This is a genomic window from Hyphomicrobium sp. 802 (assembly GCF_000526135.1).
Taxonomy (GTDB): Bacteria; Pseudomonadota; Alphaproteobacteria; order Rhizobiales; family Hyphomicrobiaceae; genus Hyphomicrobium_B.
The window spans coordinates 2,813,364-2,827,016 of sequence record NZ_JAFM01000001.1 but is presented as its reverse complement, the minus strand read 5'-3'; the positions used below and the strand labels follow the sequence as shown (position 1 = coordinate 2,827,016).

At 60.2% G+C, this 13,653-nt stretch carries 20 protein-coding genes and 1 tRNA gene; 6 read left to right on the top strand and 15 right to left on the bottom strand.

Annotated elements, in window-relative coordinates; genetic code table 11:
- Positions 1-127: 127 nt before the first annotated feature.
- The gene (gene idi, locus HYP802_RS0114385) at positions 128-649 is read right to left on the bottom strand and encodes an isopentenyl-diphosphate Delta-isomerase (protein WP_013948070.1); all 522 of its coding nucleotides are present in this window, start codon (positions 647-649) and stop codon (positions 128-130) included.
- A 102-nt stretch (positions 650-751) separates the two neighbouring features.
- Entirely contained in the window at positions 752-1,288 is a 537-nt protein-coding gene (locus HYP802_RS0114380) for a hypothetical protein (RefSeq protein ID WP_013948069.1), read from the bottom strand.
- 308 nt (positions 1,289-1,596) lie between these two features.
- Between HYP802_RS0114380 and HYP802_RS22405 the strand changes: the two genes are divergently transcribed.
- The 6 genes from HYP802_RS22405 to HYP802_RS0114345 all read left to right on the top strand — a co-directional run bounded on the left by HYP802_RS22405 (position 1,597) and on the right by HYP802_RS0114345 (position 6,947).
- The gene (locus HYP802_RS22405; protein WP_348623486.1) at positions 1,597-2,169 is read left to right on the top strand and encodes a hypothetical protein; all 573 of its coding nucleotides are present in this window, start codon (positions 1,597-1,599) and stop codon (positions 2,167-2,169) included.
- 35 nt (positions 2,170-2,204) lie between these two features.
- A complete protein-coding gene (locus HYP802_RS0114370) occupies positions 2,205-2,579 on the top strand; it encodes a DUF2946 family protein (protein ID WP_013948067.1) in 375 nt (124 codons plus the stop codon).
- 96 nt (positions 2,580-2,675) lie between these two features.
- Positions 2,676-5,138: a TonB-dependent receptor gene (locus HYP802_RS0114365; RefSeq protein ID WP_013948066.1), complete on the top strand. Its 2,463-nt coding sequence runs from the start codon at positions 2,676-2,678 to the stop codon at positions 5,136-5,138.
- Positions 5,139-5,360: 222 nt separating this feature from the next.
- Entirely contained in the window at positions 5,361-5,621 is a 261-nt protein-coding gene (locus tag HYP802_RS0114360; RefSeq protein WP_013948065.1) for a GlsB/YeaQ/YmgE family stress response membrane protein, read from the top strand.
- Positions 5,622-5,959: 338 nt separating this feature from the next.
- A complete protein-coding gene (locus tag HYP802_RS0114350; protein WP_024276026.1) occupies positions 5,960-6,760 on the top strand; it encodes a glycosyltransferase family 2 protein in 801 nt (266 codons plus the stop codon).
- Positions 6,761-6,870: 110 nt separating this feature from the next.
- Positions 6,871-6,947 (top strand) — tRNA-Arg (locus tag HYP802_RS0114345).
- 15 nt (positions 6,948-6,962) lie between these two features.
- Here HYP802_RS0114345 and HYP802_RS0114340 read toward each other — a convergent pair.
- From HYP802_RS0114340 to HYP802_RS0114280, 13 genes are read right to left on the bottom strand one after another with little or no spacing between them, the layout of a single operon-like run.
- Positions 6,963-8,069 carry a tyrosine-type recombinase/integrase gene (locus HYP802_RS0114340; RefSeq protein WP_024276025.1) on the bottom strand — a complete coding sequence of 369 codons (1,107 nt, stop codon included), beginning with the start codon at positions 8,067-8,069 and terminating at the stop codon, positions 6,963-6,965.
- Positions 8,056-8,376, bottom strand: a complete 321-nt coding sequence (locus tag HYP802_RS0114335; RefSeq protein ID WP_024276024.1) for a hypothetical protein — start codon at positions 8,374-8,376, stop codon at positions 8,056-8,058. Before HYP802_RS0114335 ends, HYP802_RS0114340 begins: the two co-directional genes overlap by 14 nt.
- Entirely contained in the window at positions 8,373-8,876 is a 504-nt protein-coding gene (locus HYP802_RS0114330; RefSeq protein WP_024276023.1) for a hypothetical protein, read from the bottom strand. The genes HYP802_RS0114335 and HYP802_RS0114330 overlap by 4 nt, the downstream gene beginning before the upstream one ends.
- A 5-nt stretch (positions 8,877-8,881) precedes the next feature.
- Positions 8,882-9,148 carry a hypothetical protein gene (locus HYP802_RS0114325; RefSeq protein ID WP_024276022.1) on the bottom strand — a complete coding sequence of 89 codons (267 nt, stop codon included), beginning with the start codon at positions 9,146-9,148 and terminating at the stop codon, positions 8,882-8,884.
- On the bottom strand, positions 9,145-9,402 hold the full coding sequence (locus HYP802_RS0114320; protein ID WP_024276021.1) for a hypothetical protein: 258 nt from the start codon (positions 9,400-9,402) through the stop codon (positions 9,145-9,147). Before HYP802_RS0114320 ends, HYP802_RS0114325 begins: the two co-directional genes overlap by 4 nt.
- Positions 9,399-9,659 (bottom strand): hypothetical protein, encoded by a 261-nt coding sequence (locus tag HYP802_RS0114315; protein WP_155831239.1) that lies wholly within the window; start codon positions 9,657-9,659, stop codon positions 9,399-9,401. Before HYP802_RS0114315 ends, HYP802_RS0114320 begins: the two co-directional genes overlap by 4 nt.
- Complete coding sequence (locus tag HYP802_RS23670) at positions 9,656-9,802, bottom strand: hypothetical protein (RefSeq protein ID WP_155831238.1); 147 nt, start codon at positions 9,800-9,802, stop codon at positions 9,656-9,658. Before HYP802_RS23670 ends, HYP802_RS0114315 begins: the two co-directional genes overlap by 4 nt.
- Positions 9,803-9,813: 11 nt before the next feature.
- A complete protein-coding gene (locus HYP802_RS0114305) occupies positions 9,814-10,344 on the bottom strand; it encodes a hypothetical protein (RefSeq protein ID WP_155831237.1) in 531 nt (176 codons plus the stop codon).
- Positions 10,345-10,349: 5 nt separating this feature from the next.
- Positions 10,350-12,356, bottom strand: coding sequence for a ParB/RepB/Spo0J family partition protein (locus HYP802_RS0114300; protein ID WP_024276018.1), 2,007 nt, complete (start codon positions 12,354-12,356; stop codon positions 10,350-10,352).
- Entirely contained in the window at positions 12,356-12,598 is a 243-nt protein-coding gene (locus tag HYP802_RS0114295) for a hypothetical protein (protein WP_024276017.1), read from the bottom strand. Before HYP802_RS0114295 ends, HYP802_RS0114300 begins: the two co-directional genes overlap by 1 nt.
- Entirely contained in the window at positions 12,595-13,008 is a 414-nt protein-coding gene (locus HYP802_RS0114290; RefSeq protein WP_024276016.1) for a hypothetical protein, read from the bottom strand. Before HYP802_RS0114290 ends, HYP802_RS0114295 begins: the two co-directional genes overlap by 4 nt.
- Entirely contained in the window at positions 13,005-13,247 is a 243-nt protein-coding gene (locus HYP802_RS0114285) for a hypothetical protein (RefSeq protein ID WP_024276015.1), read from the bottom strand. The genes HYP802_RS0114290 and HYP802_RS0114285 overlap by 4 nt, the downstream gene beginning before the upstream one ends.
- Positions 13,244-13,597 carry a hypothetical protein gene (locus HYP802_RS0114280; RefSeq protein WP_155831236.1) on the bottom strand — a complete coding sequence of 118 codons (354 nt, stop codon included), beginning with the start codon at positions 13,595-13,597 and terminating at the stop codon, positions 13,244-13,246. Before HYP802_RS0114280 ends, HYP802_RS0114285 begins: the two co-directional genes overlap by 4 nt.
- Positions 13,598-13,653 lie beyond the last annotated feature (56 nt).

The following is a 13,653-nucleotide window of genomic DNA, read 5'->3' as shown; positions in this document are numbered from 1 at the left end:
GGATAACACTTGCTCAGTTTTACGGTGATTGCCTGTTAATTAGGCTAAGAGAAACGTTCTTAGGCAGACCCCGAGTGAACGCGATCCAGAAACGCTGATCGCCATCACTCAGCGGCGCAATCGCCTTTCAATCTGGCGGCGAAATCGGCCAGTCGGCTTCGACGTATTTGCGGAACCAGGCGCTGAAGCACTGCGGGGCTGCCGCGATTTGCTTCCGGATCGCATCGGGGGTCGACCAGCTATAGCCATCGCATTCGATCGGGTCCGGAGCGATGACGCCCTCGTAGATCCCACGAAAGACATGGACGAACTCATGTTCGACGAGGCCTGCGTCGAGCTCCGCCCGGTACGTGAAGGTTCCGATTGCCGTCAGCGGGCAGATGATCCGCATTTCTTCGTTGAGGCGCCGGGCAGCGGCTTCCGACGACGTTTCGCCGGGGCGAGGGTGCCCGCAGCACGTGTTCGTCCACAGACCACCCGAATGATATTTGTCGATCTGGCGCCGCTGTAATAGCAGGCGGCCTTTCCGGTCCCAAATCATCACCGAAAACGCCCGGTGCAGGCTGCCCTGCCGGTGCGCATCGAGCTTTTCAGCGATACCTGTTGGATTGTCCTCGCTGTCGACAAGGACGACTTCTTCTCGAAGCATGGTCGCGGTTCCCCCCAGCCGGCCCATTAGCACATCACCCAGCCGGGAGGATAGCGCCCGCTCATTGAGGCGAAATGGCGTCGGGCGCAGACAGGCCCTTCCTCAGCGACGGAAAAATCCCATCATGCGGGTGAAGTTGCGCATGATTTCATCGGCGGGTCGATCAAAGACTTCCAGTGGAATGCGGATGTGGTTGGGCGCAGGCATGGCCCAGGGCAACCGCATCAGGAAACGGTAATAAGGCCGCTTGCGCCAGTCGGCGAGTAGCGCCCGGTTCAGCGGTTCCTCGAGAATGATGTGCAGTTCGTTGACCTCCGCTCCCCTGAGATTGAGCGAGACCAGATCGAGTTGTTTGATCGAGCGCCAGGCGATGATGCCGAGGCCCTCGGCGAAGATGCCGTACTGGCTGGCGCCGATCCGCGGCCTGCCCGTTTCGAGGAGCGGAAAATTATAATAGGCATATCCCAGCGTGATGAGCGCCAGCGCGAACAGGATGCTGTTGTGATGGACGATACCGAGCGTCGCCAGGACAGCTCCGATCAGGCCGACGACATAAACCGGAAATTGAATTTCTTCCCGTTCGTAGGCCACCGTGTAGCCGTGCATATCTTCTTGGCTCACGGGAACACGGTCTTGCATGTCTATTTCCGATGCGGCCGCCCAATCACGGACTGTGCCACGAACATCGGCCGCCGTTAAGTCCCTGACGAGCTTCGCGCAATTTTTGCAGCGCCAGGCCGCCGAAAAATATGTGTGAGCGATCCGCCGAGGGCGCCGTGCTGATAATTCAGGCAATCTGTGCGCATCTCTATGGCCACGTCAGCGCTCGCATGATGATGACCATCCAATCACTGTCATGCTCGCGTGCATCGTGGTACCCTTAGTCTGAGGTGAGACGGAGAAAGAGGTCACGTCAGCAGCAAGGGGGCGTCGATATGATCCTAGGAATGGACTCGCTTACGTTCGTGCACGTCGTATTGAGCTTGATTGGCATTGCCACTGGCCTGATCGTATTCCTGGGCTTCGTTGCCGACGCTGAAATGCCCACCTTGACCGCCATTTTTCTCGTTACGACCGTTTTGACGAGCGTGACGGGATTTGCCTTTCCATTCTCCAAGCTGCTGCCGTCGCATATCGTCGGCATCATCTCGCTGGTCGTGCTGGCCGCCGCTCTCTACGCCCTGTATGTCGCGCGGCTGTCCGGCTCCTGGCGATGGATTTACCTCGTGACAGCGTCGTGCGCGCCCTATCTCAACGTCTTCGTTCTCGTCGTACAGCTTTTTCAGAAAGTCCCAGCCCTCCACGCCGTAGCGCCGACGCAGTCTGAAACGCCGTTCGTTGCGGCGCAGGGGCTGACGCTCGCAATCTTTATCGCTCTCGGCTTCATCGCCGTTCGCCGGTTTCACGCGGCCAGCGCGCCATCCGGCGGCGTGACCCATCGGTTACGCGGCGATGGCGTTATGCCCGCGAGCGCGCGAAAGTGTTGCGATGCCCTTGATGCGCCAGTAACCTCGATATAAAGGGCTCGTTTCATCTGCAGGAAACGCGAACGCTGATGCGCCGCTACTTGAATTTGCTGATCGGCCTTGCGTTCGCGGTGCGCAGTCTTTTGCCTGTGGGCTTTATGCTTGCGGCTTCGCCGGATGCTGACGGCATGCCCCAGATCGTCATTTGTACCGGGCACGGACCGCAAAACTGGGTCCTGGATGAGAAGGGCGTGCCCCACCCATCCAACTCGACGGCGGATAAGAAAACGACCTGCCCCTATGCTCCTGCAGGTGCAGTCGGCATCAATCAAACCGCGCCGCAACTTCTTGCGCAAACGGTCCGCTATGCCGCGGTTCGGTATGCCATTGCGACCGAGATCTTCCGCGCGACTCCGAAACCTGGAGCGCAGTCTGCGCGCGGGCCGCCGTCCCTCCTGATCTGACCTTTCTTCAGCGTTTTTGTCGGGTGGCTTTGCCGCGCGCCTCGGGCCGTCGGCGTACGCGCTCCCGCATGCTTCGGATCAGTTAGGAATCTACAAATGCAACTCTTGAAGGGCCGCGATCGCGCGGCGCCTGTGCCTGTCTGCGCGGCGGGCGCATCCATTGCTTTACTGTGTTTCATCGCGACAACCATCGCCCACGCCCAGGACGCAGATCCGGAGGCCGTGCAACTGCCCGATGTCAACATCGAACAGACGAAGCCGGAACAGGCAAAGACAACAGCAGGGAAGCCCAAGACCAAACCGGCGACCACGTCAAAGACCGCGAATGCAGCAAAGCGTCCCCGCGCAGCCCAGTCGTTGCCGGACGAGGTCGCAGGTTCGTCTCTGCGAACCAATTCCAATGCAAATCCGTTCTCCGGCAATCCGGGCACACCGTCGGCAGGTGTTGCCGGCGTCCCCGGAGCATCCGGCGCTGGGGCTCAAACGGCGACGGCCGTCGATATGAAGGTCTTCGAAGACACGCCGGTTTTTTCCGTTACTGACATTCTCGATACCGTTCCTGGCGTGTCGCTTAAGCAGGGCAATGGTCCGCGCGACATGGGCATTTCCATTCGAGGTTCGAACGCGCGTAACGGTTTTGCGATCCGCAATATCGTCATCCTCGATGACGGATTCCCTGTAACACAGCCGGACGGTCTCTCGCGCAGCGACCTCATCGATCCGCACGCCTATGCGGACGTCGATGTATGGCGCGGTCCGTCCTCTGCGCTGTTTGGCAATTACGCGACCGGCGGCGCCATCAATTTCCGGACCTATCCTGGCGGCGCGATCAACGGCATCGAGTACGGTCTGGATGTCGGCAGCTTCAACTACCTCAACAATTACGTCCTCGGCGGCAAGAAGGGCGACAACTGGGAAGCCTCTGTCTTCACCAGCGACGTGCGCGGCGACGGCTACTTCGGCTACAGCGGTTTCAATACTCAGACCGTCAATGCGCTGCTAACATATCAACCATCATCGACCGACACGTTCACCTTCAAGTTCATCAACAACAACGTTGACGCCGAATTGCCGTTTCGCACGTCGCTGCAGCAGTTCAGAGAGAACCCGTTTCAGAAGGGCTGCCAGACCGCAGCGACTGCCGCGGAAGGCTGCGCCACGAACAAATTCTCGGGCACAGGCAATACGAGCACGGGCATCGCGCAAACCGCCGAGCAGGCAGGCGCCGGCCGCGACGATCGCCGCACGATCGGAGGTTTTCGCTGGGAGCACGCCTTCGATGCTGCAACGACCGGGCAGACGCAGGTCGTGGTCGACGATCGCAACATCAATCAGCCGACAGGCACGACGAGTTCGGTCGGCGACTATCTTTCCTACAACGTCATCTCTGGCGTGACGCATCGCTCGACGATCGCGGGTTTGCCGACGCTAGGCTATCTCGGCGCGTTCTGGAATTACCTGCCCGTTGACGGCAAGACCTTCAACGTCGCGCCGGGTGGCGACGCGCAGCGCGGGCTGTTGCAGTCGGAGCAGACCGGCTCGACGACGAATGTCGGTGCACGCGCACGTCAGGAAGTGAAGCTGACGGACGATGTTTCCGTCATCGCAGGCGCAACTGTCGAACGTACATCGCTCGATGGCTCGCAGCGCGGCTACGTTTACAACGCCGACGGGACGATCAACAAAATCAACTTCGTCTCTGCCGATCGCGACTTGACGAACATCGCACCGGAAGTCGGCGTTCTCTATGCGCCGAGCCGCGAATGGCAATGGCGCGCGCGCGTCGGAACGGGCTATGGCACGCCGCAGTTCTCAAACCTCTTCGTCACGCCGGAAGGATTGCCCGGCAATAATACCGAGCTTAAATCGCAAACCAATGTCGGCTTCGATGTCGGCGCGGATTGGACGCCGACGCCGGGCGTCGTATTAAGCGTGACGGGCTTCTATGAGTTCTTCAAGAACGAGCTTGTCTCGCAGTCGCCGGGGGCGGGACTGCCGAACTTCACCTTCAACGCACCAGCGTCGGAACATCGCGGCATCGAAGCCTCTGCTAACGTCGCGCTGGGGCACGGCTTCCGGCTGACGGCATCATATACTTTCGATGACCAAATTTATACCGACTATGCCGAGCGCCTGTCGGGCGCGACCGAAGCTGTCAGCCGCAACGGCAACAAAATCCCTGGCGTTGCGCCAAACGAAGTGTCGACGCGTTTGAGCTATGATGTGCCGAGCGGCGCATTCAAGGGCGTTGGCGCATACGCGGAATATGAGTGGCACGACAGCTTCTTCATGGAGAATGCCAACCTGCTGAAGGCGCCGGGCTACGACTTGGTGAACCTCAACATTCACTACAACAAGGATCTCAGTGGCGGCGGTCCGATCAAGTCGCTGATGGCCTATTTCGAAGTCCAGAACGTGCTCGACGAAACCTACATCGCCTCAGCGAACAACATCACCGATCGCGTCGGCGCCGGAGCCGACGATCTAGCCGCTACATCCGGCTCGATCTATGCTGGCGCACCGCGCACGTTCTACGGCGGCATGAAGCTCAAGTTCTGACGTCCGGGCCTGCGGATATTCCGTGCGAGCCTTATGAGCTTGATACCGCTATGGACACAGCCCGCCACAGCATGTTTTCGCACGCGGACACATCGCGCCAGATCGGCGCCGAATCAGCTCCGCGTGCGATTGCAATCGCAGGTCGAACTTGCCAGCAGTCGTTTTGACGCAGATCATAATTCTCATTTCGATTCGTGCGCGTGCTGAACGGGAGAGAAAAAAATGGATCCCACCTTAATGGCATTGATTATCTGGCTCTTGATCGGCGCCGCGGCCGGTTGGCTTGCAGGGCAGATCATGAGTGGCGGCGGATTCGGATTGCTCGGTGATATCGTCGTCGGAATCATCGGCGCGGTTATTGCCGGTTGGTTGTTTCCGTTTCTCGGTCTCCGGCTGGGTGGCGGCATTCTGGGCGAGATCATCGCAGCCGCCATCGGCGCTATCATTCTGCTCTTTGTCTTGCGGCTCGTGAAACGAGCGTAGCGAAGGGAACTTTACCACGACACCGCGGGCCGCTCGTCACTCGGGGGAGACAGCGGGCGGCCCCGGCCCATTAAACGTCGAAAAGCCGCGATTGCGGTACCACGGCCGGGACCGGCTGAAGGCGCAGCATCTGTGGGCCGAGCATGCACATTCTTGAAAAATAAGAAAATCCTTCGTCCGAAAATAATCATGATTTAGGGTCAGGGTCGCCGCGTGCGATTAGCTTGCGCTCGCGGCGCCAGACGCATTACGAATGCCAGCGTCGCGGTCCTGAATTGAAAAATGGCAGTCTTTAAAACGCCAGTCGGATTGCTTCCCCAGTGACGAAATACAACAGCATGCGCAGGGCTCCGGTTTCCTGTTTTATCATTTCGAAAAACGAAGCCGACCGGATTGGACGCACCATTCGCTCGGTCCGGCCGTGGGTGGACGAGGTTGTTGTCGTCGACAGCGAGAGCACCGATGACACCGTCAGCGTTGCGCTTGCAGAGGGCGCTCGCGTGATCACGCAGCGTTGGCTCGGCTTCGGCGGTCAAAAGCGCTTTGCCGAGGAGCAGTGCCGCAACGATTGGGTTTTCAATGTCGATGCCGACGAGGTCGTCACGCCTGCATTGGAGCGTGAGATCCTTGACGTCTTCGCCGGCGGCGATCCGAAATTCGTGGCGTATGGTATGCCGCTGCAAATGGTCTATCCGTCGGCCTCCAAGCCTCGTCTGTTTGCGCGCGATCATTGGTACGTGCGTCTTTACGATCGCCGCTTCGTGCGCTTTCGCCAATCCAACATTCACGATGCCGTCGTGACTGACGACCACCCGGTCGGCCAATTGCGGGCGCCGATGCATCATTATTCGATGCGCTCGTTCCCAGACATGAAGCGCAAGTTGAATGACCGCACCTGGCTTCTCGTCGAGAACTCAGATGTGACTACAACTGGATCGGTCTCGCTTCGGTTGTTTACGGAGCTGCCGATGAATTTCTTCAAGTACTACATTGTTCGCCGTCACTGCATGGGCGGCTTTACTGGCCTCCGGTACGCTTCAATCCAAGCTTGGTACCGCTTCCTGAAGATCTATCGGATCTGGGGTGAGGCGGGTCACAAGACCAGACGGATGCCCGCGCCGGAAGCGCCCGCGGCCTGAATTTCCGCTGTGACCAGCCTTCACTGCGACGGGGGCGCACGGAAGGGGCCATCGACCAACAAGACGTCTTCCACCTCGCCGCCAATTGCGGTTATAGAACAGCCGCGCACGGTCCCGTAGCTCAGTTGGATAGAGCATCTGCCTTCTAAGCAGAGGGTCGCAGGTTCAAGTCCTGCCGGGATCGCCAACTAATTTCAATAGGTTACGCGTCTTTTTCAGACCTCTGTGTCTCACTTTTTTCAGGCTGTGTCTCACTTTCATGTTCTCGCGGCGTTCCGGCGGGACGCTCAAGCTTTGCCATCGCCGACGCCGCCAGTTTCTTCTGGCGGGCGCGCCGCGTGTATTTGCGGACCATCGCGGTCGTCGAATGCCCGGTGACGGCCATGATCTCCGCGTCGGTTGCGTCGCTCTCCGCAAGCTCGGTTGCCGTCTTGTGGCGCAGCCCGTGGAAATTCAGATGTTGCAGGCCGATGCCGTCGAGGTGCGCGCGAAACTGCTTTGAGAACGCGCTTTCATCCCATTGGCCTTTCGGACCCGGCACCAAAAGCCCGACCTCGATCGACAGCGCGTCGAGGTACTTTTTCAACTCCGAATGGCAAGCGATCACCAGGACGTCGGCGTCTTTGGCCTTTTTCGTTTTGCCTTGCAGGATGCTGATTGCGGAGCCGTCATATTGGTCGCGCGTCATCTTGAGAATGTCGCCGCGCCGTTGTGTGGTCCAGCGGCCGAGCATATAGGCCGTCATCATCCATTGCGGCGGCTTCGATTCCTCGAATTTCTTCGCCTCGTCGTCGCTCCAAGGCAAATAGCTTTCCTCATCATTCAACTTTTTCACGCCAGCGGCGGGGTTTTTAAAGACGACCTCGCGATCGATCCCGAACGTAAAAAGGCGGCTGGCGACCTGAATGAATTGGTCCGCTGTTCGATAGCCCCGAGCGGAAATCTTGTCGCGAAGTTTCAAGATCTGCGCCCGGCCGATATCCTTGGCGGCGAACGGGCCGAGTGAAGACAGCCGATCAAGCTGAAACCGATAATAGACCTTCGATTTTTCGCCGAGCTTGGCGAACTCCGGACTTTCTTTGAAATCGCGAATGAGCGCGGCCAGCGTCCCGGCGCGAACTGTAACGGCGCCCACCGTCGGTTCGCGTTCGATGTTGGCCTTTAGTTGCCCGTAGCGGATATGGAACTCTGCGCTGTCCGGATCATCGGGCAGACGCTGAAACGTGCCCTGATAGCGGAAATAATAATTCCACCGGCCCTTGCGGTCCTTTCGTCTCCAAACATACCTGGGCAGCTTAGATGACGGCATTCTCGATCGCTTCGTCCATCGCCGCGGCGTTCGAGATGTGAACGCCATCGCTCATCTCTCCAATGAGGCCCGAAATCCGATCGAGCGCCCGATCGAGCGCGTGCCGATCCCATATGAGCCGGTCCGCTTTGTGCGGCAGCGCGGCAGGGTATCGGCCCGCATCAACCTCGGCAAGAAACGACTTCGGCGAAAGGTTTACATAAGCCGCCGCCTCATCGAGCGAGAGGCCGCGCGGGATGATGCCCGCCGCGGCCAGCTTTTCACGTGCGGAGCCCTTGGAGCGGCGTTTCAATGCAGCTTGTGTCATGCCCGGCTGACCTCGATTGCGTGGGTGATCGACCATTGGCCGTCGGCGCGGGGCACGGCCTCTTTGAGCAGCCACGGAACGAGCGTTCCGGCCCAATCGCTGAGCGAAATCCATCCGCCGGACGCTATCGCGTTAATGTCGAAAATGCCGATGCCGCGCTGGGCGGTGCGGTGCGACGCGACCCAATGCGTCATGCGATAGCGCGCGCCGATCGGCACGCCGTCCAGCATCCACGGACCATGCCATTGAATGCGGGCGAGGCCGTACTGCGGCCATGCCAGCGGCGGCTTCATGTAGAAATAACCGCGGCCGATGCGGTCGAGAACTTCGCGCATCAGGGTCGGGTTCATGTAGCGCTTGGCTTCGAAGTCGCCCAGGTGCGGCCGGACCTCGTCGAGTGTCATACCCATGATCGCGGCGATCGCGCCGGGTCCGCAGTTTGCGCCCCAATCGTCCGAGGCGCGCTGCGCGTCGTCGGCGGTGAAACGAAGTTTCAGCATGCCGGTCAATCCTCGCGAAATGTCAGAAGTAGGGGCGGCTTGTTCTCAATCGCTCGCCGTTTTGGACGCTTCACTTCCGCAGCGGCTGCTTTGTCGGCCGCGGCCTGCTCGCGTTTGATTTCGGCAAGCCCGTCCAGAAGCGCGCTGAGACGGTAAGTATCGCGCACAACGATTTCGATTTTCAGGACCGCAACGGTGCTGTCCTTCGTCACCGAGGAAAAGCCTTTCAGCCGCGCGTCTTTGTCGTCCCAATAGATCGAGCGGAAGGTCATGACTGCCGAGCCCCCATCCGGAACAGGGCCTTCTGACGCTCGACGTGCGTGCGCCGGGCGGCAATGTCAGGATCTTCGACTGGGGGCAACTTAGGCGGACCGCTGACAAAGCGACGTTTCGACAAGCCCGCTTCGCTGCTGACGATGCGGGCATAGCCGAGCGTTGTCCCCGCCAGTCGGGCGCATTTGTCGATTGAAAGGCCGCGGGACAGCGAACGGACAATGCGCGCTTTCTTGGAAGTCGCTCCGATCATATCCAAACCTCTACGATTTTGGGGTCATCTTCCGGAAAGCGGGGCATGCAAAAGAGGCCTTTAGGAAGTCCGGCGCGGACCTCCTGAAGCGTCGCGCCTTTGACGGTTTCAAGCGACGGCCCGAAGATGCCCGGACCGTGAACGAACAGGCGGGCAATGAAGCCGTTCGGATAATCCGTTGGCCGCTCGTATATGGTCCACATCGGCTGTAGACCGGCGCGGAGAGTAAGGTGGTGAGCTTCGGTGGCTGGGTTCATGGCTTCGCCTCAAGCCACTTCGCGAGCAGCCACATCGTCTCGAAGGCGACGCCGGCGATCGCGAAGATGATCAGCGGACCGACTGCGCCGCTGATCATTCGACGAATGCGCTGGGCGCGCGGCGTTATTCCTCGTTTCGTCATCCCGCTCTCCCTCAATGGAACGTCGCTGCGGAAGGCCGAAACGCTGGCCGGATCATGTTGTCGCCAAAGAGCGCAATCCATTGCGCGAGGCAGTCAGTGTCGGGGCTGAGTGTCCCGGCGCAGATCTGCTCGACTGCCGCGAACACGCGCGCCCTTGCGGCCTCGTCATTCTCGGCGATGATCTGGGCCGCAAAATTTCCAGGCCGCAGTGGATACGACGGAGACTCGCCGATAATGAACGGTTCGCGTGGATGATCGGGGTCGAGTGCATTGAGCCAAAGCTCGTGCGTTGCATCCGGCAAATGAATAATCGGGGCGCTTGTGCCGGCGATCTCACGCAGATGGATCAGCACGAGTTCGTAGCTATGCCACAACGGATGCGCCCACGGTGCCTCAACGACCCAGCCAGCAATTCCGGAATCGTGCTCCGGAGCGACGCCGTGCTTTTTGCAGAGCGCGGCGAAGTCGACGCGCCATGCTTTCCCGTACCTGCCCGCGAGATCGGCCACGCGGCTGATTTTGTCATTGGGAATGATCGGCATGGTCATCACTCCGCAGCGACAGCGATCTTGACCGCGCCGAGCGCGTAGCTCGGGTGGCGAAGCTCAGGCGGAAGCCAGCCGCATTTAATGGCGAGATCCGCGGCGGCCGAGGCGAGTTCGGATTTCTTCATGCCCGCCAGAACGTCTTCCGGCGCGAGGCCTTCGCCGAAGCCGCCTTCGCGCATTTCATCGATGGCATCGAGAACAAGCGCCTTTTTGATGCGCGTGAAGTAGTCGGAGGCGTTGAAGTACCGGCGCGCCTCGGCGGTGAAGATCGCGCCGTCCAGGGCCGAGATCAGCGCCTTATCGTGTGCGTTCGGACCGGCGCTGCCGAAGCTCCGCAAGTCCAGCGCATCGCCGAGCAGGCTTCCGAGATTGATCAGGAGATCTTCGCGCGTGGACTTGGCCAATTCGTTAAAGGTATCGGCAAAGCTGACCTTCGCCAACGGAATGGGGCGGGAATTTTCCGGCCAGCCATTGGCCGTCAGCTTAACAGGATAGCCGTTGCTGCCGGCCCGGCACCTGAGACACGCGACTGCGGCGCGCAGTGCGATATCGGGCTGTCGTTTGATCGCATCAGATGCAGCAAGCGTGAGCGACTCTGTGATCGACCGCATCAACGTTGCGGATATGCCCGCGCCGTCGGCCTCGTCGCCAATTTCTGCGACGGTTTCATCACTAACCGGATCTTTGTCGAACCCCTCGTCATCTTCAAAGTCATCGTCATCGCTTTCGTAGGCGTCGAGCGCCTTTTGAGCGCAGCCGGCGGGCGAGATCATGCCGGCGTTGACGTGAAACTCTCCGCTGCTCAGGATTTCGACGATGCAGCCGGACGCTGCCTTTTCATCGGCCGACCAAATCGAGGGATCGAAAGCGGCAGCAATATCGAAGGGGGCGTCGGGCGGCATGTCCTTGACGTTGTCCCAGCTTTCCCAGCCGTAACCGAACTTTTGCTGAACTTCGCTCTCGGGCATCGCGAAGGCCCAACCGTCCGCCAGCAACTCGGCGCATTTCGCGGCCACCTTGTCGTCGACGAGCTTTTGAGCCAGCGGCACGTCGTCGACGTATTTCTGGTCGTCAAACAGATCGTCGCTGATCTTGCCGCCGGCTGCGAGGTAAGCATCAAGCCCGATGACCTTGATCGGAAAGCAGGCAGCGAGCGCGATACGCTGATCCGAAAGCGCATGCGTGACCTGATGCACGCCGAAGCGATAGCCGCCGTGATCCTTGCGAAGCTTCTCGCAAATTGCTTCCTGAACCTCGACGTTGCCGTGTCGCGCGAAAGCTTTCGCGACGTCGGGGCTGATCTTGTCTTTCTTCCACGCATCGCGGATCGACGGCGCGAGGCGACCGAGCGCCAGGTGCTGCTTGACGATCCGCTCGCCGATGCCGAACCGAGCGGCGATCTCCGCTTCCGATTTTCCCTGACTAACAAGGCGATCAAACACGATGTGCTGGTCGACCGGGTGCATGGGCAGGCGCACGGTGTTCGCCATTAGCGACGTCTCAAGCGCCTCAGTGTCGTCGTCATCGCGTTCAAGAACCGGCACGCCCTCGGTGCGCTTCATTGCTCCGTCCTTGACAAGCTTCTGCAGCGCCATGAAGCGCCGCCGCCCGTCGATAACTTCGAACTTGCCGCCGTCGCCTGCTCGCACCGCGAGCGGCTGAATTAGGCCCTTCGCCGCTATCGACGCCGCCAGTTCGTCGATGCCTTCCTTGCTTTTTGCGCGTGCGTTGATCTCGTCGGATGCCGTCAATTTTGAAAACGGCACCATCTTTAACTCGCTCATATCAACCCCTCTTTTTGTGCCAGCCAATCCGGCAGCTTCACCCGCTCGGGCAGCTCTCTGCGGCCCGTCGATACGCTCAACAAATTTTTGCGCGACCCAATGCCAGTGCTCTTTTTCGAGGATTTCGCCGGTGGACTCGTCGACGTATTCGCGCGTTGCGCCCTGATAGAGCGCGATGCCTCTTGCCGACGTGGCGCGAACGATGACGGTGACGATTGCCATCAGTGCTCCGTGAGCGTGCCTTTGGGTGTTGCGTAGATCGCGACCTTGAGGGCGCGTTTTGCGATCGACAGCGCGGCATCGTTTTCGTGTCCACGCTTTGCTGCGACCGCGACGAACCGCTGAATGCCAAGGCCGACGCCATTCCCGAGAGCATCGCCGAGCGACGCGGGCGGCGTGCCTTTGGTGATTTCGTTTTGGAGCCACGCCTCGATCGCGTCGGCCAGCAATTCGTGTGGTTTCATGGAGCCGGACCCTCTCCCGCGAGACGGTCGGAGGGGGGCACTCCAACTAATCCGCCGCTGCCTTCTGAGCCCGGCTCCATGAATTCGAATTGTTCCTCGCGCTCGCGCACTTCGACGGCGCGCGCGTCCAGTTCCTTCGCGATGCTTTGCGCGACGGGATCGCTTTCGAGCGTGCGACGTGCCTCGATCGCATTGCGGAGCGCGGAACGGATCTCGGTTTCGTATTCCGCGAACAAGCGGAGTGTGTCGCGGATCGCCCGCATCACGTCATAGCCGACCTGGGCTTCCGCCTCGGTCATCTTCCCGCGCTTCACTTGGCCGGGATAAACCTTGTGGCGCATCGTGAGTTCGCGATGCGCTTCGTCGGCCTGAATGCGCAAGGGGACTATGGCGCGGGGCGTCTCGGTCATCCTGACGCCGCCTTCGGTTTGACGATGGCCCAAGCGTGCTGCACCCTTGCGCGCGCCGAGCGAGCGGCGCGGCTGATATAGGAAACCTTTGACGTTTCCGCATGCCGAAGCGCTGTGTCGGCTTCCTCAAGCGCCTGCTGGATCGTGCGCATATCCCGACCGTCCAGGGTGACGGACGGGAGGTCCGTACCGCGAACGAAGGCCTCGAAGGCATCGGCGCTGGTATCGCGCCGCGTCATGCCGGCACCTTCGTGGTGCGCGTGGCAGCAACGGCTTTTGGCGCGTTCGGGTCGAACGCCAACTCGAGCGACAGATCCTCGCCCTCAAGAACGCGGAACGCGATCGCCTGCGCGAGATCAGAGGCGCTATCGCCCTTGGTGCGGATTGCTTTGCAAACAGCGGCGAGCGCTTCGAACAGAGGCAGCGAAATCTGGTAGTGCTCGATGCCGATTTCCTCGGCGAGCATCACGCGCTTACGGTCAGTGAAACCCCGCTGCCACCGGCGCGTTGTGTAGCGCTGAAACGGTTCCCGACGATCGGCCGCAATCGCGCCCGCCGCCATTTCTTCTCGTGCTCTGATTTCTTCCATCAACCCGCCCTCGGGAGAACGCGCACTCTCCGCCACGGATATGGCCGCGAGCGAAC